The organism is Kitasatospora sp. NPDC059803, from assembly GCF_042732255.1.
Lineage (GTDB): Bacteria > Actinomycetota > Actinomycetes > Streptomycetales > Streptomycetaceae > Kitasatospora.
Genome location: NZ_JBHWIJ010000005.1, coordinates 5,046 through 24,152 on the forward strand (window position 1 = coordinate 5,046; position 19,107 = coordinate 24,152).

The following is a 19,107-nucleotide window of genomic DNA, read 5'->3' on the forward strand; positions in this document are numbered from 1 at the left end:
CCGAACTGCGCACCGCCGCCGAGGCGTACGCCGCCGACGTCCGGGCCAAGGCCGAACAGGCCGCCACCGAACTCACCGAACGCACCACCGCCGAGACCGCCGAACAGCGCGAGGCGACCGAACAGCACGTCACCGAACTGCGGGCCCTCGCCGAACGCGAGACCGCCGAACAGCGCGAGCTGGCCGAGCGGGAGAGCGCCGAACTGCGCACCGCCGCCGAGGCGTACGCCGCCGACGTCCGGGCCAAGGCCGAACAGGCCGCCACCGAACTCACCGAACGCACCACCGCCGAGACGACCGAACAGCGCGAGACGACCGAACAGCACGTCACCGAACTGCGCGCCCTCGCCGAACGCGAGACCGCCGAACAGCGCGAGGCGACCGAACAGCACGTCACCGCCCAGCGCGCCGAAGCCGAGGAACTGCTGGAGGGCGCCCGGAGCGCCGCCGAGCAGCGCCGGGCCGAGGCCGCCCGGGACGCCAAGGCCGTGCGGGAGAAGGCCGCCGCCGAGCTGGCGTTCGCCGCCGAGCAGGCCGAGACGGTCCGCGCCGAGGCCGGCCGCGAGCTGTCCGAGGCCCGCGCCACCGCCGACGGCATCCGGGCCGAGGCCACCGCCGTCCTGGAGCAGGCCCGGGTCGACGGCGAGGAGCTGGTCGCCGCCGCCGGCGTCGAGGGCGCCGCCCTGGTCGAGGCCGCCGAGGAGGAGGCCGCCGAGGTCCGCCAGTCGGTGGCCGGCATGCACGAGGCCGCCGCCGAGCAGATCGCCGAGCGGAAGGCCGCCGCCGAGCGGGAGGCCACCGAGGTCCGCGACCGGGCCGAGCAGGCCGCCGCCGAACTGCGCGAGCTGGCCGAGCGCGAGACCGCCGAGCAGCGGGCCCTCGCCGACGCCGAGACCACCGCCCTGCGCGAACTCGCCGACGCCGAGACCACCGAGCAGCGGGCCCTCGCCGACCACGAGACCACCGAACTGCGCGCCCGCACCGACGCCGAGACCACCGCCCTGCGCGAGCTGACCGACCGCGAGCTGGCCGCCGAACGCGAGGCCCACGAGGCCGAGTTGGGCCATCAGCGCGCCGAGGCCCAGGCCTACGACGAGCACCTGCGGGCGGAGGCCGACGCCGTGCTGCACGCGGCCCGGGAGGGCGCCGGGCAGCTGCGCGCGGACGCCGAGGCCCAGGCCGTCCGGACGATGGCCGCCGCCGACGAGCGCTCGGCCGGCCTGGTCGCCGACGCCGAGGAGCTGGCCGCCGCCCTGCGCGCCGAGGCCGAGGAGTACGCGCTCGCCACCCGCACCCTCGCCGACGAGTACGACGCAGCCGCCCACAGCCGCGCCGACGCGTACGACGCGGAGACCCGGGAGGCCGCCGAGCAGTTCGACAAGGCCACCCGCGAGCAGGCCAACTCCGTCCTGGAGAAGGCCTTCGCGGATGCCGAGTCGCTCGGCGAGGACGCCCAGACCACCGCACTGGCCACCACCGCCGCCGCCGAGGAGCAGGCGGACGCGATGGTCGCCGCCGCCCGCAAGGAGGCCGACCGGCTGGTCGCCGCCGGCGAGGCGGCCGGCCAGGCCGAGGTGGAGAAGGGCCGCTCCGACGCCGACACGCTGCTCGCCGAGGCCCGCCGGGACTCCACCGCGATCCGCGAGCGCGCCGAGGAGTTGCGCGAGCGCACCGACGCCGAGGTGGAGGCGCTGCACGAGCGCGCCCGCAAGGAGAACGCGGCGGCCATGAAGTCGGCCGGCGAGCGGGTCGACGCCCTGGTGACGGCCGCTCAGGAGCAGCTGACCGAGGCCGAGGAGCAGGCGGTGGCCACCGTCGCCGAGGCCGAGGACCGGGCGGCGGCCCTGGTCGCGGCCGCCGAGGACCGCGCGGGCGAGCTCACCTCGGAGGCGTCCGCGGAGGCCAGCAAGGTCCGGATCTCGGCCGTCCGCAAGGCCGAGGGGCTGCTGAAGGAGGCGGAGACCAAGCTCTCCGACTCCACCAGCCGCGCCGAGGCGCTGATCGTCAAGGCCGAGGCCAGGCTCCAGTCGGCCGAGGCCGAGTCCGAGGAGCGGTTGGAGAACGCCGCCACCGAGGCGGAGAAGCGGCTGCAGGACGCCGACCGCAGCGCCGACGAGCAGGTCGAGCTGGCGAAGGCGGAGGCCGAGCGGCTGCTCGCCGAGGCGCAGGCCGAGGCGAAGCGGGTCACCGACGAGGGCCGGCGCGAGCTGGACGAGCTGGTGCGGCGGCGCAAGGACATCAACACCGAGATCTCCAGGGTGCAGGACGTGCTGTCCGCACTGGAGGCGTTCGAGGCACCGGCACCGGTCGCCCAGACCAACGGGGGAAGCAGCACCAAGAAGGACGGGGGTGCCAAGGCGGGTGCCGGAATTGGTTCCCCCCGGTCGGGTGGCAATCGCTCCAAGAACGCACCACCCGATTGAGCGGACATTGTCCGCGGGACGACGGCATCTCGCCGTCGACACTCCGGTACCGTGTCAGGATTCCCTCAACCACCTCAGCGGTTTGACGACAGGAAGCCCAGAACCCCATGAGCGACAGTCACTCCCCTCACGGCTTCGACCTGGTGCGCCGTGGGTACGAGCGCGCCCAGGTCGACGAGCGGATCACCAAGCTGGTGGCCGACCGTGACAGTGCCCTGACCCGGATCAGCGCGCTCGAGAAGCGCATCGAGGAGCTCCACCTGGAGACCCAGACCGCGCAGGCGGCGGTCACCGAGGCGGAGCCCTCGTACGCCGGTCTCGGCGCCCGGGTCGAGAAGATCCTGCGACTGGCCGAGGAGGAGGCCAAGGACCTGCGCGACGAGGCGCACCGCGCCTCCGAGCAGCACCGCGAGCTCGCCGAGGCCGCTGCCCAGCAGGTCCGCACCGAGGCCGAGAACTACGCCAAGGACCGCAAGGCCAAGGCGGAGGACGAGGGTCTGCGGATCGTCGACAAGGCCAAGAGCGACAGCGCCCAGCTGCGCGCCGAGGCCAACAAGGACGCCCAGAACAAGCGCGAGGAGGCGGACGCCCTCTTCGAGGAGACCCGCACCAAGGCCGCCCAGGCCGCGCTGGAGTTCGAGACCAACCTGGCCAAGCGCCGCGAGCAGTCCGAGCGTGACCTGGCCGCCCGTCAGGCCAAGGCCGAGAAGCGCCTGGCCGAGATCGAGCACCGGGCCGAGCAGCTGCGCCTGGAGGCCGAGAAGCTGCGCACCGACGCCGAGCGCCGCGCCCGCCAGACCGTCGAGACGGCGCAGCGCCAGTCCGAGGACATCGTGGCGGACGCCAACGCCAAGGCCGACCGGATCCGCAGCGAGTCCGAGCGCGAGCTGGCGGCGCTCACCAACCGCCGCGACAGCATCAACGCCCAGCTGACCAACGTCCGCGAGATGCTGGCGACGCTGACCGGCGCGGCCGTGGCCGCCGCCTCGCTGCCGGGCGACGACACCATGGGCGTGCCCGCCCAGCAGTCGCGCTGACGCCGCCGCCGGGCGCCGGCGCCCGGCGGTACGTGCGCAACGGACGGCACGTGCGGAACAGCAGACAGGCCCTCACCCACCCGGGTGAGGGCCTGCCGTCGTTCCACCGTCATCATCTCGGGTGACCTGGGTGAGCGGGCGTCACCTGGGGTAGGCCCCGTCGGGCCGCTGGTACCCGCTGCTGAGCTGGTTGCCCTCGTCGTCGGAGACGGTGCCGAACCACGAGGTGCACCAGACCGACACCGAGTCCGGCCAGTACTGCACCTCGAACGGGTGGCCGGAGCCGTGGTCGCCGTACGAGGTGACGATGAAGGTCTCGCCGGGGCGCAGCCAGTAGTCCTCGCCGAGCGGTTCCAGGGTCAGTTCGACCAGGCCCTCGCCGCGGTTGGTCACGGGCATCCGGCCGGTCACCTCCAGCGCCGAGAAGTCCCAGCCGGTCGCTTCCTCCCTCATCCGGCCGCCGCCCGGGCCAGCAGGTCGCGGACGGCGGTGTTGAACGCCTCCGGCGCCTCCAGGGCGCTCAGATGGCCCGCCCCGGGGATGACGGTCAGTTCGGCGTCCGGCCGGGCCCGGAGCATCAGTTCGGCCTCCTCCGGCGCCACCAGGCCGTCCTGTGCGCCCGCGACGACGGCGGTGGGCACCCGCAGCCCGGCCAGCACGTCCAGCGCGTCCGGCCGGGCCGCCATGGCCCGCTGGGCCCAGGCGACGGCGGCCGGCGACGCGGCGGCGACCAGCGACCGCACCCGCTCCACCAGGTGCCGCGAGTCCGGCCCGAGCTGCCCGGCGGCGACCTCCTCGTCGAGCAGCAGTTGGACGCTGCCCCGGGCGGTGACGGCGGCCGCGATCCGCTCCCGGTTGGCCCGGACGGCGCCGGTGTCGGCGGTGGCGCGGGTGCTGGCCAGCAGCAGTCCGGCCAGCCGGTCCGGGTGGCGGCGGGCGAAGGCCAGCGCCACGTAGCCGCCCATGGAGAGCCCGCCGACCACCGCGCGTTCGATCCCGGCCGCGTCCAGCAGCAGGGCGAGGTCGTCGGCGACCAGGTCCAGCGAGGGTTCGTCGGTCCCCAGCTCGGTGCCGCCGAAGCCGCGCTGGTCCGGGGCGAGCACCCGGGCCTCGTCGCCGGTCAGACCGGGCAGCGCGTCCAGTTGGGCGGACCACATCGAGGCGTTCAACGGAAAGGCGTGCAGCAGTACGAGGGGTGTTCCGGTGCCGCTCTCGCGGACGGACACTGCGGAGGGGGGCTGGGTCATGGGCCCACCGTATTCCGGCACGCCCGGCGGGCCCACTCAGCGGGCCGCGATATCCGCTTTGTCCTAGCCTGACAAGGAGTAAGGGAGCGCGAATGATCGAGTTGCACGACCTGACAAAACGTTACGGCAGGACCCTCGCGGTGGACCGGCTCAGCTTCCAGGTCCCGCAGGGCGTGGTGACCGGCTTCCTCGGCCCCAACGGCGCAGGCAAGTCCACCACCATGCGCATGATCCTCGACCTCGATCGCCCCACCAGCGGCCGGGTCACCATCGACGGCAAGCGCTACGGGCAACTCAGCGAACCGCTCAAGTACATCGGCGCGCTGCTGGAGGCCAAGGCCGTCCACCCCGGCCGCACCGCCCGCGACCACCTGCTCTGGCTCGCCCAGAGCAACCGCATCCCGACCCGCCGGGTGGACGAGGTGCTCAACCTGGTGGGCCTCACCCCGGTCGCCCGCAAGCGGGCCCGCGGCTTCTCGCTCGGCATGGGCCAGCGTCTGGGCATCGCCTCCGCCCTGCTCGGCGACCCGGAGATCGTCATGTTCGACGAGCCGGTCAACGGGCTGGACCCGGAGGGCATCCTCTGGATCCGCAACCTGATGAAGCGGCTCGCCACCGAGGGCCGGACCGTCTTCGTCTCCTCCCACCTGATGAGCGAGATGGCCGTCACCGCCGACCACCTGGTGGTCATCGGCAAGGGCCGGCTGCTCGCCGACCTGCCGATGCCGGAGTTCATCCGACGCAACTCCCGCTCCGCCGTCCGGCTGCGCACCCCGCACCCCGAGCGCCTGCTCGACGCCCTGTCCGGCGTCGGGCTCCGGCCCGAGCCCGGGCCCGGCGGCTCCTACGAGGTGGTCGACGGCGACCTCGCCCGGCTCGGCGACCTGGCCGCGGCCCACGGCGTCGTCCTGCACGAACTCAGCCCGCAGCAGGCCTCGTTGGAGGAGGCGTTCATGCAGATGACGGCCGACTCGGTGGAGTACCACGCGGGCGACGGCCCGGGCCGGGACGCGGCCGGCGCACCCGGCGTCTGGGGCGCCGGCTGGAAGGCGGACGGCGCCCCGCAGACCGCGGCGGCCCGGCAGGAGGAGAACTGAGATGACGTCCTTCCCGGCGATCCTGCGCTCCGAGTGGACGAAGATCCGCAGCGTCCGCTCGACGGTCTGGACGCTCGCGCTGACCTTCGTCGTCACCGTCGGCATCGGCGCGCTGCTGTCCCTGCTCACCAACAACAACTTCGGCGAGTTCCGGCGGGGCGACCAGTCCGTCTTCGACGCCACCGGCACGGCCTTCTCCGGCATCATGCTCGGCGAGCTCGCCATCATCGTCTTCGGCGTGCTGGCCATCGGCAACGAGTACAGCACCGGCATGATCCGGGTCACCCTGGCCGCCGTCCCGCAGCGCGGCACCCTGCTCACCGGCAAGGCGGTGGTGCTCGGCGCGATGGCCCTGGCGGTCTCGGTGGTGACGGCCTTCGTCACCTTCTTCACCGGCCAGGCGCTGCTCGGCTCGCACTCCACCAGCCTCGACCAACCGCACGTGCTGCGCGCGGTGTTCGGCGCCGCGCTGTACCTGACGATGCTGTGCCTGTTCTCGGCCGGCGTCACCACGATGCTGCACAGCCAGACGCTGGCGCTGGGCGTACTGGTCCCGTTCTTCTTCCTGCTCTCACCGATCCTCTCCGCGGTGCCGAAGGTCAAGACCCTGGCCCACTACTTCCCGGACTACGCGGGCTCGCGGATGCTGCTGGTGTACGAGCAGTACGGCCAGCCGTACGGGCCGTGGGCGGGCTTCGTGATCTGCCTGGCCTGGACGCTCGCCGCCCTGCTCGGCGGCGCGCTGGTGCTCAAGAACCGGGACGCCTAGGGGGCGCGCAGCCGGCTCAGTACCGCGGAGCGCCGCGGCCCCGCAGGACGTTGGAGGCCCGGCGCTCCCGCGCGCCCCAGCAGGCGCGGTGCCAGTGCCGCCGGTCGTCCACGCCCGCGCCGTGCATCGGCCAGGCCACCACGTGGCCCATCCCCGGCGGGATCTCCTGGTCGCAGCCCGGGCACCGGTAGTGCCGCCCGGCCGTCCCGGCGACCGTCTGGACCACCCAGTCGTCGCCTTGGTGGCTCTCGGTGCGGCGCAGCGATCCACCGAGCGGGGAGGCCTGCTCGGCGCTCCCGCTCGGGTCGGCGCTCTTGATCCGGTTGCGGCGCGGCGACACGTCGGACTACCTCTCTTCCGGGGTTTCGGGGCCGTTCCAGCCTACGGCCGGCCACCCCTCCGGCAGGCCACTATCACGGCATCGTCCGACGCTCCCGCGTTTTTGCCGAGATCCACCCGATCTCCGACGAAATCCGGGTTTCCGCGTGCCGTTGGCACATGACATCGGATACCCACAAGGGGAACAGGCGGGGCCCGCAGACCCTGCGCGCACCCGAGGAGGCCCCACCATGACCAAGACCAGCGCCCGCGCCGAGACCCGTCGGCCCGTAGGAGTCCGGCCGCCCGCCCCCGGCCCGGTGCTGACCTCGCCCGCCCCGGTCACGGCCGCGGCGGGCGAGCCGCTGCCCGTGCCGCAGCGGGCGGGCGCGCTCCCGCCGGACACCGCGCCGGTGCGGGTCGGCGCGTTCCTGCTGTCCGCGCAGTTCCCCGGGCAGAGCCACCGCGAGGCGCTGGACCGCACCGTCCGGGCCGCCGTCGAGGCCGAACGCGCGGGCCTGGACAGCGTCTGGCTGGCCGAGCACCACTTCGTCCCGTACGGGGTCTGCCCCAACGCCGCCACGCTGGCCGCGCTGCTGCTCGGCCGCACCCGCCGGATCGGCGTCGGCACGGCGGTCAGCGTGCTCTCCACCGCCCACCCGGTGGCGCTCGGCGAGCAGGCCGCGCTGCTGCACCTCACCTCGGACGGGCGCTTCACGCTCGGGGTGGGCCGCGGCGGCCCCTGGATCGACCTGGACGTGTTCGGCGGCGGCGTGGACGCCTTCGAGAACGGCTTCCCGGAGCGGCTGGACCTGCTGCTGCGCTGGCTGCGCGGCTCCCGGGTCGGCGCGGACGGCCCGCAGTTCGCCTTCCCCGAGGTGGCGGTGGTGCCGCGCGCCACCGAACCGGTGCGCCGGCCGGGACTGGGCAGCTGGCTCGGTCTCGGCGAGCAGTCCGGCCCGGTGCGCTTCCCGCGCCAGCGCCAGGACGTCGAGGGCGTCGGTGAGGAGCTCGACCCGTCCGGGCGGCCGGTGGCCGGCCCGCCGATGGTGGTCGCGTGCACCTCGCCGAGCGGGGTGCGGCTGGCCGCCGAACGCGGCCTGCCGATGCTGCTCGGCATGCACTCCGGCGACGACGACAAGCTGCGCATGCTGGAGCTGTACCGCACCGCCTGGCTGGCCGCCGGGCGCGGCGAGGAGCAGCTGCGCCGGGTGAACCGCCGGCACGTCGCGGCCGGGGTGGCCCAGGTCGACGACCGCACCTCGGCGGCCCGCGCCACCCTGCTGAACGCCATGCCGGGCTGGTTCGAGTACGGGCTCGGCGCCCACCGCACCGTGGACGGCCGGGAGCGCAAGATGCGCGACCCGCGCGAGTACACCGAACTCCTCTGCGACCTGCACGCGGTGGGCACGCCGCGGCAGTGCGCCGACCGGCTGCTGGCCACCGCCGAGCGGACCGGCATCCGCCGCTTCGCGCTGCTCGCGGAGGGCAGCGGCGAGCGCGAGGCGACCCTGCACAACATCGCCCGGCTCGGCTCCGAGGTGCTGCCGCAGCTGGGGTGAGACCGGGGGTGGAGCGGCCGGGCCCGGTCCGGGCCGCCGCCCCTCCCCCCGCACCGGGGGACGGGGGCGGCCCGACGACCTTCAGGACCGCTAGGGCCGATCAGGACCCAGGGCCCGGGATCGGCGGTGCTGCCGGGTCAGCAGTCCCGCAGTTCCTCGGACTGGTTGAGCAGCTGCTCCCGGACCGAGGTGAAGCGTGCGTGCCGCGCCTCGTTGGCGTCCGACGGCAGGAAGACCGCCACCCGGTGACAGTTCTGGAAGGCCAGCCGCACCCCGAAGTGCCGCTGCAGGGCCCCCCGGATGGCGTCGCTGGCGAGGGCCCGCAGGAGCTGGCCGCGGGCCTGCTCGCTGGGCGGCGGTACCTGGTTGTCGGCGAAGTCGGTACCGTCGACCTTCGCCTGGGCGACCAGCGAGCTGATCAGGTCCCAGGCGTACGGCAGCGAGACGCGGACGCAGTCGACGAATTCCCGCTCGTCGACCTCGCCCCGCTCGGCCTTTTCCAGCAGGGCCGGTGAGACGTCGAGCGACATGGATTCTCCTCTCGCGGTCCACCCGCGCGGCGCCCGGGTGGTCGTGCGTAGTCCAAGCTCACAGTGAGGGTGGGCGGATCGCGCGTGGTGTCCGGAACGCCGTGGAACGGGCGTTTTTGACACCCTGCGAAGGCGGCGGCACCACGGGACGTGACGTCCCGGACACCGACCGCGCTCGGAACAGCGTGGCAGTCAACGGCGGGACGGGCCGGTCATTCCTGTGGATTGCTTTGGAAATACGCGGTGGTGCACCACATTGGCCGGATCCCGTCGGATCGTTCATCTGAAGTCTCCGTCCCCGTTGACAGCGATCCCGCACGCGTGCCGTCACGTACGGTAGCGACCCCAGGGGGTGGGCGCCAGACCGCGACGGGCGGTGCGCGGAATTGCCGAACCTCCATGTTCGCGGGGTTCCCGGTTTCTTCACCCGGTCGTCGTGGAATCGCATCAACTGGCCCCGGTGGGCTAGCGTGGTCGACCGTGCGTCTCGTAATTGCCCGCTGCTCAGTCGACTATGCCGGTCGGCTCTCCGCCCATCTGCCCTCCGCCACCAGGCTCATCCTGGTCAAGGCCGACGGCAGCGTCAGCATCCACGCCGACGACCGCGCCTACAAGCCGCTCAACTGGATGTCCCCGCCGTGCGCGCTCAAGGAGGCGGACGGGGTCTGGACGGTGGTGAACAAGGCCGGCGAGAAGCTCATCATCACGCTGGAGGAGGTGCTGCACGACTCCTCCCACGAACTCGGGGTGGACCCGGGCCTGATCAAGGACGGCGTCGAGGCGCACCTCCAGGAGCTGCTCGCGGACCGGATGGAGGTGCTCGGCGCCGGCTGGTCCCTGATCCGCCGCGAGTACCCCACCGCGATCGGCCCGGTCGACATCCTCTGCCGCGACTCGGACGGCACCACGGTGGCCGTCGAGATCAAGCGCCGCGGTGAGATCGACGGCGTCGAGCAACTCACCCGCTACCTCGAACTCCTCAACCGGGACCCGCTGTTGGCCCCGGTCAAGGGCATCTTCGCCGCCCAGGAGATCAAGCCCCAGGCCCGCGTGCTGGCCACCGACCGGGGCATCGGCTGCGTGGTGCTGGACTACGACGAGCTGCGCGGCATCGACGACGACAAGCTCAAGCTGTTCTGACCGGTCAGGTCGCGGGCGGCGAGGACGCCGTCGACGACGGACTGGGCGTCCCGGTCGCGGGGCCCGTCGTGGCGGGCGGCGGTGTGCTCGCGGTCGCCGAGGGCGACGTGGTCGACGGCTTCGACGGGGGCGGCGTGCTGGCGCCTCCGCCGGGCTGAGTGCCCCCGGAGTTGCCACCGCCACCGCTGCCACCACCGGCACCACCACTGCCACCACTGCCGCCGCTGCCACCACTGCCACCGCCCGGCGGCGGGCCGGACTGCTGGGCCGGCGGCTGTGACTGTCCCGGTGCGGGCGGCGGCGACTGCTGCGGCTGCTCGGTGGCCCCCGCGGTCTCGCTCGGCCCACGGCTCGGCTTCTTCGACGCACTCGGCGAGCGCGACGCGCCACCGCTCTGCGACGGCTCCGGGCTGGTCCCGTCCGCCGCCGGACCGCCGCCCGCGTCCGTCCCCGGCGTCCCCGTACCGGTGGCACCGGTACCGGCGGTCGGGCCACCGACGTGCGGCGACGGGAGCGGCCCGCCCTGCCCGCCGTCGGGGTCGTCGAGCCGGGTGTGCGGGTCGTTGCCCGGGTGCTGCTCCGGACCGGTGGCGCTCATCGCCACCGCCGTCCCGAGCGCCCCGAGCGCGAGGACGGCCGCCGACGCGGCGATCACCCGGCGCCTCGTCCCGGAGCGCAGGCTGGACGGCACCTTGGCTATCGCGCGGATGACGGGCCGCCGCACGGGTGCCGGCCCGGGGGTCGCGGCGGGCGGCAGCTGCCGCCCGTCGGCGCGCAGCAGGTCCAGCATCCGGCCGGCTGCCGCGACGCCGCGCTGCTCGCCGGCGGCGGACCGCAGGGTGAGCGCCGTCTCCAGCTCGGCCATCGCCCGGGACGGCTCCTGGACGCAGAACGCGTGCACGCCCGCCTCGTGGTGGAACCAGGCCTGGTCGGTGCCGGAGCCCGTCCTGCGGGCCGCCTCCAGCCCCAGGTGCAGGACCCGCTCCCAGGCGCCCCAGCGCAGCGCCAGCGCCAGCGCGGGCGCGGCCGCCCGGGCCAGGCGCACGACGGCGTCGTGCCGGCCGGCCTCCCGGTCCGCGACCAGCACGCCGACCACCACCTCCGCCTCGGCCGCGACCTGCGCCAGCGACACCGAGCTGTGCCCGACCCACCAGGCGAAGTGCTGGGCGGCGCCGTCCAGGCAGCCGCGGGCCGGCCAGTGCGGGGCGAGCAGGTCCAGCACCCCGGCGGTCAGCCGGTGGTGCCCGCCGATGGACACCGCCAGCCCGGCGTCGGCGAGTTCGGCGAGGGCGCTCTCGCCCTGGCCGACGTCGATCAGCGCGGGCAGGTGCGGCGCGGTGGGGCACTCGCCGCCGAGCGCGACGGCGAGCCTCAGGACGGCCTGGGCGGGCTCGCTCAGACCCTCCGCGAGCCGGACGGCGGGTGAGGCGGTCTCGGCGACGGACGGCAGCGGGACGGTGCGGCGCAGCGCGTTCTCGCGGACGGCCGGGTCGGGGTCGTGGACGGGCTCCTCGACCGCGCCGAAGACCCCCATCCGGTCCTCCTCGGCGGCGACCAGCGCGTCCACCGCGACATCCCGCTGGCGCAGCAGCGCGGCGGCCTGGACGAAGCGCAGCGGCAGTCCCTCGGACTCGAACCAGAGGTCGACCGCCCAGGCCTTCTCCTCGACGTCCAGCGGCCGACCGGCCTGGCGGGCGGCGAGGGCGAGGCAGGCGGAGCGGGAGAGCCCGGCGACCAGGTGGTCCTGCAGGCGGGAGCCGGGCGACAGCGCCGGGCTCCCGGGGGCGACGGAGATCAGGAAGGCGCAGCCGGGGGCGATGGCGAGCAGGCCCTCCAGCTCGGCGCCGGACTGCTCCGCGCCGTCGACGACCACGATCGCGCCGACCTCGGCGAGGTGCACGGCCAGCCGGCCCGGGTCGGGCCGGTAGCCGGGGGCGTGGTGGGTGGCCGCGAAGAGGTCCTGGAGCAGGTCGGCGGTGGTGCGGCGGTGCCCGCAGAGCTGGACGACGCCGCCGGGGGCGAGGTCGGCGGCGGCCTCGGCGACGGCCGACAGCAGCGCGCTGCGGCCCGAGCCGGCCTGGCCGACCAGGCGTATCGAGCGGCCCTCGGCGAGCAGGCCGAGGAGTTCGGCGACGTCGGCCTCGCGGTCGAGCAGCGGCAGGTCGGCGGGCCCGGCACCGAGGGCGAGCGGGCCGACCGCGCGGCCGACGCCGCCGACCGGGCCCCGGGCGGGCTCGCTGCGCTCGATCCGGCGCGGGCGGGGCCGCCACTCCTCGGGGCAGGGCCTGACCTCGGAGCCGTCCGGGGCGCCGACGCCGACCAGCAGGGCGCCGGAGACGAGTTCGCCGCCTCGGGTGCGGGCGGCCTCCTGCCGGAACTCCCCGGTTGGCTGTGCCACGTTCTGCTCCGCATCCTGCTCGGCCGCCGGCGCCCCGCGCCGGTCGGCTGACGTCTCGGTCGCGGCCGCGCGCGGGCTGGGGGCAGCTGGCTGAGGCGGCCGTCATCTGACGGGCAGACTCTTGCACATCCGGGCCCGCCCGCGCAGGGGCAGTCCGGTCGGGGGCCGGGCGACGGCCGATCCGGGCCGGGTCGGGTCGGAGCCGGACGAAGACCGGGCAGGGGACGAACGCGGGCTGGGAACGAGCAAGGGCAGAGGCCGAACGAGGGCAGGGCGGGACAGGCCCTAGAGGGCGATTCCCTGGGCCTCGGTGACGCCGTCGACGGCCAGGATGCGGTGCAGCTTGGTGGCCACCAGCAGCCGCTGGAGCTGGGCCGGGACGGAGCGCAGCACCAGCCGGCGGCCGATCCGGCCGGCCCTGCGGTGGGTGCCCATGATCACGCCGAGGCCGGTGGCGTCCCAGAACTCCAGCCGGGCGAGGTCGAGCACGAGGTCGCCGAGGCCGCCGTCCACGGCCTGGTGCAGCCGGGCACGCGCGTCGGCGGCGGTGCGCACGTCGAGGCGGCCTTCGATGGCCAGCGCCCTGTGGTCGCCGGTGATGCGCATGCTCTCCTCCTTCGCCTGACCGGTCCGGTACGGGGGTGGTCCGACCCGGCCGTGCCGGGGCGGGGGTGGGGTGTCCATCCGGGCGGGCCGTGGCCCCTCGCCCGGGTCCGGTCGCAGCCTCGTCGTGCTGGGCCGGGTCTCCCTCTTCTGACGGCGAACCAGCAGCGCAGGTTGCTGGTTCCGGCCAGATCTGAAGCAACTTCACTCGTCCGAGGGAATATACGCAGTCAGTCTCCACACCTACGCTCGATTACCGCCCAAATCACCCGTCTGCGGCACCTGGCGTGAGGAAACTCACCCGCCCCCGACCGGGCGGGCCGTACGGTGTTCGGCCGCACGGCCCGCCCGGTCTCCGGGCGTCGTCGTTCACCCGTTCCGGCGGGGGCTCACTTGCCCTCGTACGGGTAGAAGCCGCGGCCGCTCTTACGGCCGAGGTCACCGGCGGTGACCATGCGCGCCATGATCTCCGGGGCGGCGAACTTCTCGTCCTGGGTCTCCTCGTAGATGTTGCGGGCGGCGTGCAGCAGGATGTCCACGCCGGTCAGGTCGGCGGTCTCCAGCGGGCCCATCGGGTGGCCGAAGCCGAGGCGGCAGGCGGTGTCGATGTCCTCGGCGGTGGCGACGCCCGACTCGTACAGCTTGGCGGCCTCGACGACCAGTGCGGTGATCAGGCGGGTGGTGACGAAGCCGGCCACGTCCCGGTTGACCACCACGACGTCCTTGCCGACGCCCTCGGCGAAGGCGCGGGCGGCGGCCAGGGTCTCGTCGCTGGTCTTGTAGCCGCGGACCAACTCGACCAGCTTCATCAGCGGCACCGGCGAGAAGAAGTGCACGCCGACGACCGACTCGGGGCGCCGGGTGGCGGCGGCGATCCGGGTGATCGGGATGGCGGAGGTGTTGGAGGCCAGCACCGCGCCGTCCTTGGCGAGCTTGTCGAGCTCCCGGAAGACGGCCTCCTTGACCTCGAACTGCTCGAACACGGCCTCGACCACGATGTCGGCCTCGGCGACGGCGCCCAGGTCGGTGGTGGTGGTGATCCGGCCCAGCGCGGCCTCGGCGTCCTCGGCGCTCAGCCGGCCCTTGGCGACGAACTTCGCGTAGGAGGCGCGGATGCCCGCGAGACCGCGCTGCAGGGCCTCCTCGGTGACGTCCCGCAGCACCACCGGGTGGCCGGCCTGCGCGGACACCTGGGCGATGCCGGCGCCCATCAGGCCGGCACCGATCACGGCGATCTGCTTGCTGGACGCATTGCTCATGGCTGGGTCTCCCGATGCCGTCGCCGCCCTGGGGCGGGCCCTGAAGGCGGCTCAGGGCAGGGGTCACCGCCGGAGAGCCGCGTCGCTCGTTGCCGGGACTCTAATGCCCAATCCGGCCCCGTGGTGTCAATCGGGAGTGTGATCTGCGCCCGACCTGGTCGGGCGACCCAGACCCGCCGTGACCAGCTGATCAGACCAGCCGATCGGACCATCTGACCGGACCGGATGGCCAGACCATCAGACGGTCGGACGGTCAGACACTCAGCCCGAGGTCCTGCGCCAGGATCGCCGCCTGCACCCGGTTGCGCAGCCCCAGCTTCGCCAGGATCCGGCTGACGTGCGTCTTGGTGGTCGCCTCCGCCATCTCCAGCCGGGCCGCGATCTCCCCGTTGGACAGCCCGGCCCCGATGCAGGCCAGCACCTCCCGCTCACGCGGGGTCAGTCCGGCCACCGCCTCCCTGGCTTCCGGCCCGACCGCCCGGTCCGGCCGGGCGAAGGCGCCGATCAGCCGCCTGGTCACCGAGGGCGCCAGCATGCCGTCCCCGCGCGCCACCGTCCGGACGCCCTCGACCAGGGTGTCCGCCTCCAGGTCCTTGAGCAGGAACCCGGCCGCGCCGGCCCGCAGCGCGCCGTAGACGTACTCGTCCAGGTCGAAGGTGGTCAGCACGAGCACCTGGCCGGCCCCGGCGGCGACCACCTGCCGGGTCGCCGAGACGCCGTCCAGCCGGGGCATCTGCACGTCCATCAGCACCACGTCGGGCCGCAGCTCCAGCGCCAGCCGGACGGCCTCCTCGCCGTCGGCGGCCTGCCCGACCACCTCGATGTCCGGTTCGGCCCGCAGGATCATCACCAGCGCCGCCCGTACCGCCGCCTGGTCCTCGGCCACCAGCACCCGGATCGTCATGCCCCTGCCCCGCTCTCCCGCCCGCGCGGCAGTACCGCGCGCACGCTCCAGTAGTCGTTCCGTGGCCCCGCCTCGAAGCTGCCGCCGAGCAGCCCGGCCCGCTCCGCCATGCCGACCAGCCCGGCCCGGGCGCCGGGCAGTTCGCGGCCCGGTCCGTGCCGGTACGGGCTGTCGACGGCGATCCGCAGTTCCTCGGGGCCGAACTCCATCCGCACGCTGACCAGTCCGGGCCCGGCGTGCTTGAGCGCGTTGGTCAGCGACTCCTGGACGATCCGGTACGCGGCCAGCCGGACCGGCACCGGGACCTCCCCGCGCTCGCCCTGCTCGGCGAGTTCGAAGTCCAGCCCGACGTCCTGACCGGCCGCCCGGGCCTTGGCCAGCAGGGCGTCCACGGCGGCCAGGTCGGGCGCCGCGTACGACTCGTCCGCCTCTCCCCCGCCGCTGTCGCGCAGCAGTCCGATCATGCGACGCATTTCGGCCAAACCCTGGACGCTGCTCTCCCGGATCACCGCCAGCACCTCCACCAGCGGGTCGTCCCCGGCCAGCCGACGGCGCCGGGCGACGGACTGCGCGCCGGTCGCGTGGATCGCGATCGCCGACAGGTGGTTGGCCACCACGTCGTGCAACTCCCGTGCCATCCTCGCGCGTTCGGCGACGACGGCCTCACGCCGGTCCATCTCCGAGAGCAGCGCGGTCTGTTCGGCCCGCAGCCGCTCGCTCACCGCCCGGTCGCGGTGCTTGCGGACCACGTCCCCGGTCCAGACCGGCGCCAGGTAGATCAGCACGGTGAGCACCACCACCGCCACCGCGTTCGAGGCGTCGCTGTAGATCAGCACCAGGGTGGACAGCACCAGCACCGAGCCCGTGCCGGTCAGGTGCAGGATCCGGGACATCCTCGGGGTGCCGTAGAGCACCGCCGCGTAGAGCAGGTCGGTGTACATCAGACTGGTCGCCAGCAGGGCGCCGGTGAAGATGCTGTACCCGAAGGCGAGCCCGCCCAGCGTCGTGGTGAGCACCGGCCTGGTCCGGCGGAACAGCTCCAGCACCGCCATCACCAGCAGCGACGGCACCACCGCCCAGCGCGGGATCCGCGAGGAGTTGTCGTAGACCTGGAGCGCGATCAGCAGCGCTCCGCCGAACAGACCGAGCAGGGCGATCCCCCGGTCCTCCTGGCGCGGGGTGAGGGTCGGTCTCAGCACACCCCCATCTCACCATCCCCGGGCGCCGGGCGGCTCCCGTCCCCGGAGGAGCAGCCGTACATCGAAAGGTGCAGGCCGGGACGGCACCCGGCGACGACGACGCGGCCACGCCCGCGCGCCAGGCTGGAGGCACCGCCGACCGCCCGGGAGCACAACGTGATCGTCACCCTCATCGTCGCGGCCGAGATCTCCTTCTGGATCCTGCTCGGCCTCGGTCTCGCCGCCCGCTACCTGCTGCGGTGGCGCCGCACCAGCACCGCCCTGCTGGTCGGCCTGCCGGTGGTGGACCTCACCCTGTACGCGCTCACCGTGCTCGACCTGCGCGGCGGCGCCGCCGCGAGCTGGACGCACGCCCTCGCGGCGAGCTACGCGGGCTTCTCCATCGGGTACGGGCCCTCGCTGGTCCGCTGGGCCGACCGGCACTTCATGTACCGCTTCGCCGGCGGCCCCAAGCCGCCGCGCTCACCGAAGTACGGTGCGGAGCGGTCCCGGTACGAGTGGCAGATCTGCCGCCGCACGGTGGTCTCGGCCGTGATCACGCTGAGCCTGATCACCCTGCTGGTGCCGCTGTCGGGAGGCTCCGCGCACTTCGGCACCTTCCTCCAGTGGTACCTCAAGCTGGGCATCGCCGCCGTGGTCAACGTGGTCATCGCCGTCAGCTACACGCTCTGGCCCAAGCAGCCGCCGGCCGGCGAGCAGGACGCGCACGCCCCGATCGCCGAGCAGCCCGCCGCCGGCGTCCCGGAGAAGCGGCTCTGAGGGACTCTCCCTAGCGGTTCTCGCCCGGCACCCAGAGCACGTCGCCGCGCTCCTTGTTGGCCGCCCGGGCCAGGATGAACAGCAGGTCGGAGAGCCGGTTGAGGTACTTCGCGGTCAGCGGGTTGACGCTGTCCCCGTGCTCCGCGATCGCCGCCCAGGTGGCCCGCTCGGCCCGCCGCACCACCGTGCAGGCCAGGTGCAGGTAGGCCGCGCCGGGCGTACCGCCGGGCAGGATGAAGCTGCGCAGCTTCTCCAACTGCTCCAGGTAGTGGTCGCAGTCCCCCTCCAGCCGGTCGATGTACGACGGCAGCACCCGCAGCGGCGGGTACTTCGGGTCCTCGACCACCGGCGTGGACAGGTCCGCGCCGACGTCGAACAGGTCGTTCTGGATCCGGACGAGCACCGTGACGATGTCCTCGGGCAGCGATCCGGCCGCGACGGCCACCCCGATCGCCGCGTTCGCCTCGTTGGTGTCGGCGTACGCCGCCAGGCGGGGATCGGTCTTGGTGGTCCGGCTCATGTCGCCGAGCGCGGTGGTGCCGTCGTCGCCGGTACGGGTGTAGATGCGCGTCAGATTCACCATGCGGCCAGCGTAGCCGGACGGGTTAGGCGGCGTTAACCCCGAGCTCGGCGATCGCCGCTACGCGACGTCGACCTCCCCCAGCCTCCGGCCGGGGGTGCCCCCACCCCGAGGGTCCCGTCGCTACGCGACGTTCACCCTCTGCCCGGGTGGGGCGGCCTCCAGCCAGGCGAGGAAGCCGGTGAGCGCGTCCTCGCTCATCGCCAGCTCCAGCGGCTCCCCGTTGTGCAGGCAGCGCAGCACCACCGAGCCGGAGAGCAGGGCGAGCTCCTCCTGGCCCTCCGGGTAGCGCCGGCCGAGCACCTCGATCTCCCGGCGCGGCAGCACCCTGCGCGGGCGCGGGGCGTACGAGAAGACCCGGAACCACTCGATCGAGTCACCGCTGTAGCGGCCGATACCAAAAACCCACCCCTTGCCGTCGGTCTGGGGGACCGGGGCCGAGGTGGGTTTGCCGTTCTCGTCGAGGTCGGGCTGCGTCGAGGCGTCGGCGGGCATTTTGAGTCGGTAACTGCAGTCGAACGTGCCGCCGACCCGCTGGATCAGGCGGCGTCGTACCGCGAACGCCACCAGGCCGATCACACCCAGCGCCACGACCGCCGCACACACCACAAGCGCGAGGACCATGCTCACCTACCTCCTCGCTACCCGCGTTCCCCGTATCGGTCGTATCAAGCGACCGCGTTGACCTACCAACTACGACGACAGTCCCGGGGTCACGCTCACGCGTCCCCGGGACCGTCGGTCGACCCCGCTGAACCGGGGTCTTGGCGCACTCAGACGTGGGCCTTGAGGCCGCGCGCCGCGAACAGGCGGACCTCGGCGCGCCGCTCGGCGTGCTCGTCCAGGCCCGACTTGGCCTGCTCCAGCGCGCGCTCGGCGCGGGCGACGTCGATCTCGTCCGCCAGCTCGGCGATCTCCGCGAGCAGAGACAGCTTGTTGTCGGCGAAGGAGATGAAGCCGCCGTGCACCGCGGCGATCACGGTGCCGCCGTCCGTCGTGCGGATGGTGACCGGACCGGTCTCCAGCACACTCAGCACCGGGGTGTGACCCGGCATGATGCCGGTGTCGCCGGAGGCCGTACGGGCGACGACGATGGTGGCCGCACCGGACCACACCTTGCGGTCGGCTGCGACCAGCTCGACGTGCAGCTCAGCCAACGTGGGCTCCTAGGCTCATGCAACCCCCGATTACTCGGGAGTTTCGGTAAGAATAACGGCCGCGCGCCCCCGGCATGAAACCGGCGGCACGGATTTGACCGGAATCACAGCCGATGCGACGTGAG

The 19,107-nt window shown here is 73.8% G+C and carries 18 protein-coding genes and 1 pseudogene; 7 read left to right on the plus strand and 12 right to left on the minus strand.

What is annotated here, in order from left to right; translation table 11 throughout:
- Both ACFV6I_RS01505 and ACFV6I_RS01510 read left to right on the plus strand, forming a co-directional pair.
- Positions 1 to 2,423 (plus strand): annotated as a pseudogene (locus tag ACFV6I_RS01505) (hypothetical protein); the annotation flags it as partial.
- 107 nt (positions 2,424 to 2,530) lie between these two features.
- Positions 2,531 to 3,460 carry a hypothetical protein gene (locus ACFV6I_RS01510; RefSeq protein ID WP_063347784.1) on the plus strand — a complete coding sequence of 310 codons (930 nt, stop codon included), beginning with the start codon at positions 2,531 to 2,533 and terminating at the stop codon, positions 3,458 to 3,460.
- A gap of 141 nt (positions 3,461 to 3,601) precedes the next feature.
- On the opposite strand, the gene ACFV6I_RS01515 is transcribed toward ACFV6I_RS01510, so the two are convergent.
- On the minus strand, positions 3,602 to 3,913 hold the full coding sequence (locus ACFV6I_RS01515) for a hypothetical protein (protein WP_063347785.1): 312 nt from the start codon (positions 3,911 to 3,913) through the stop codon (positions 3,602 to 3,604).
- Positions 3,910 to 4,707, minus strand: a complete 798-nt coding sequence (locus tag ACFV6I_RS01520) for an alpha/beta fold hydrolase (protein WP_380423236.1) — start codon at positions 4,705 to 4,707, stop codon at positions 3,910 to 3,912. Before ACFV6I_RS01520 ends, ACFV6I_RS01515 begins: the two co-directional genes overlap by 4 nt.
- Positions 4,708 to 4,799: 92 nt before the next feature.
- Here ACFV6I_RS01520 and ACFV6I_RS01525 point away from each other — a divergent pair, with 92 nt between their 5' ends.
- Both ACFV6I_RS01525 and ACFV6I_RS01530 read left to right on the plus strand, forming a co-directional pair.
- On the plus strand, positions 4,800 to 5,804 hold the full coding sequence (locus ACFV6I_RS01525) for an ABC transporter ATP-binding protein (protein WP_380336731.1): 1,005 nt from the start codon (positions 4,800 to 4,802) through the stop codon (positions 5,802 to 5,804).
- Position 5,805: 1 nt separating this feature from the next.
- Positions 5,806 to 6,573, plus strand: a complete 768-nt coding sequence (locus ACFV6I_RS01530; RefSeq protein WP_063347788.1) for an ABC transporter permease subunit — start codon at positions 5,806 to 5,808, stop codon at positions 6,571 to 6,573.
- A 16-nt stretch (positions 6,574 to 6,589) separates the two neighbouring features.
- Here the strand turns inward: ACFV6I_RS01530 and ACFV6I_RS01535 are convergent, their stop codons facing one another.
- Complete coding sequence (locus tag ACFV6I_RS01535) at positions 6,590 to 6,913, minus strand: hypothetical protein (RefSeq protein WP_063347789.1); 324 nt, start codon at positions 6,911 to 6,913, stop codon at positions 6,590 to 6,592.
- A 391-nt stretch (positions 6,914 to 7,304) separates the two neighbouring features.
- Here ACFV6I_RS01535 and ACFV6I_RS01540 point away from each other — a divergent pair, with 391 nt between their 5' ends.
- Positions 7,305 to 8,453, plus strand: a complete 1,149-nt coding sequence (locus ACFV6I_RS01540; protein ID WP_063351134.1) for an LLM class flavin-dependent oxidoreductase — start codon at positions 7,305 to 7,307, stop codon at positions 8,451 to 8,453.
- 137 nt (positions 8,454 to 8,590) lie between these two features.
- Here the strand turns inward: ACFV6I_RS01540 and ACFV6I_RS01545 are convergent, their stop codons facing one another.
- Complete coding sequence (locus ACFV6I_RS01545) at positions 8,591 to 8,983, minus strand: SCO5389 family protein (protein WP_063347790.1); 393 nt, start codon at positions 8,981 to 8,983, stop codon at positions 8,591 to 8,593.
- 480 nt (positions 8,984 to 9,463) lie between these two features.
- Here ACFV6I_RS01545 and nucS point away from each other — a divergent pair, with 480 nt between their 5' ends.
- Positions 9,464 to 10,123 (plus strand): endonuclease NucS, encoded by a 660-nt coding sequence (gene nucS, locus ACFV6I_RS01550; protein ID WP_063347791.1) that lies wholly within the window; start codon positions 9,464 to 9,466, stop codon positions 10,121 to 10,123.
- 4 nt (positions 10,124 to 10,127) lie between these two features.
- Here nucS and ACFV6I_RS01555 read toward each other — a convergent pair whose 3' ends face one another.
- The 5 genes from ACFV6I_RS01555 to ACFV6I_RS01575 form a co-directional block, all read right to left on the minus strand.
- Positions 10,128 to 12,521 (minus strand): ATP-binding protein, encoded by a 2,394-nt coding sequence (locus ACFV6I_RS01555; RefSeq protein WP_380423237.1) that lies wholly within the window; start codon positions 12,519 to 12,521, stop codon positions 10,128 to 10,130.
- Positions 12,522 to 12,806: 285 nt separating this feature from the next.
- The gene (locus tag ACFV6I_RS01560; protein ID WP_063347793.1) at positions 12,807 to 13,127 is read right to left on the minus strand and encodes an STAS domain-containing protein; all 321 of its coding nucleotides are present in this window, start codon (positions 13,125 to 13,127) and stop codon (positions 12,807 to 12,809) included.
- Positions 13,128 to 13,513: 386 nt separating this feature from the next.
- A complete protein-coding gene (locus ACFV6I_RS01565; RefSeq protein WP_063347794.1) occupies positions 13,514 to 14,383 on the minus strand; it encodes a 3-hydroxyacyl-CoA dehydrogenase family protein in 870 nt (289 codons plus the stop codon).
- Positions 14,384 to 14,636: 253 nt separating this feature from the next.
- On the minus strand, positions 14,637 to 15,287 hold the full coding sequence (locus ACFV6I_RS01570; RefSeq protein ID WP_063347795.1) for a response regulator transcription factor: 651 nt from the start codon (positions 15,285 to 15,287) through the stop codon (positions 14,637 to 14,639).
- A complete protein-coding gene (locus ACFV6I_RS01575; protein ID WP_244293366.1) occupies positions 15,284 to 16,486 on the minus strand; it encodes a sensor histidine kinase in 1,203 nt (400 codons plus the stop codon). Before ACFV6I_RS01575 ends, ACFV6I_RS01570 begins: the two co-directional genes overlap by 4 nt.
- Positions 16,487 to 16,642: 156 nt before the next feature.
- Between ACFV6I_RS01575 and ACFV6I_RS01580 the strand changes: the two genes are divergently transcribed.
- Positions 16,643 to 17,245, plus strand: a complete 603-nt coding sequence (locus ACFV6I_RS01580; protein WP_380423238.1) for a hypothetical protein — start codon at positions 16,643 to 16,645, stop codon at positions 17,243 to 17,245.
- 10 nt (positions 17,246 to 17,255) lie between these two features.
- On the opposite strand, the gene ACFV6I_RS01585 is transcribed toward ACFV6I_RS01580, so the two are convergent.
- From ACFV6I_RS01585 to ACFV6I_RS01595, 3 genes are all read right to left on the minus strand, one after another.
- Positions 17,256 to 17,828 (minus strand): cob(I)yrinic acid a,c-diamide adenosyltransferase, encoded by a 573-nt coding sequence (locus ACFV6I_RS01585; RefSeq protein WP_063347797.1) that lies wholly within the window; start codon positions 17,826 to 17,828, stop codon positions 17,256 to 17,258.
- Between the two features lie 120 nt (positions 17,829 to 17,948).
- A complete protein-coding gene (locus ACFV6I_RS01590; RefSeq protein WP_063347798.1) occupies positions 17,949 to 18,449 on the minus strand; it encodes a DUF2550 domain-containing protein in 501 nt (166 codons plus the stop codon).
- Between the two features lie 149 nt (positions 18,450 to 18,598).
- Positions 18,599 to 18,982 carry a F0F1 ATP synthase subunit epsilon gene (locus ACFV6I_RS01595; RefSeq protein WP_063347799.1) on the minus strand — a complete coding sequence of 128 codons (384 nt, stop codon included), beginning with the start codon at positions 18,980 to 18,982 and terminating at the stop codon, positions 18,599 to 18,601.
- Positions 18,983 to 19,107 lie beyond the last annotated feature (125 nt).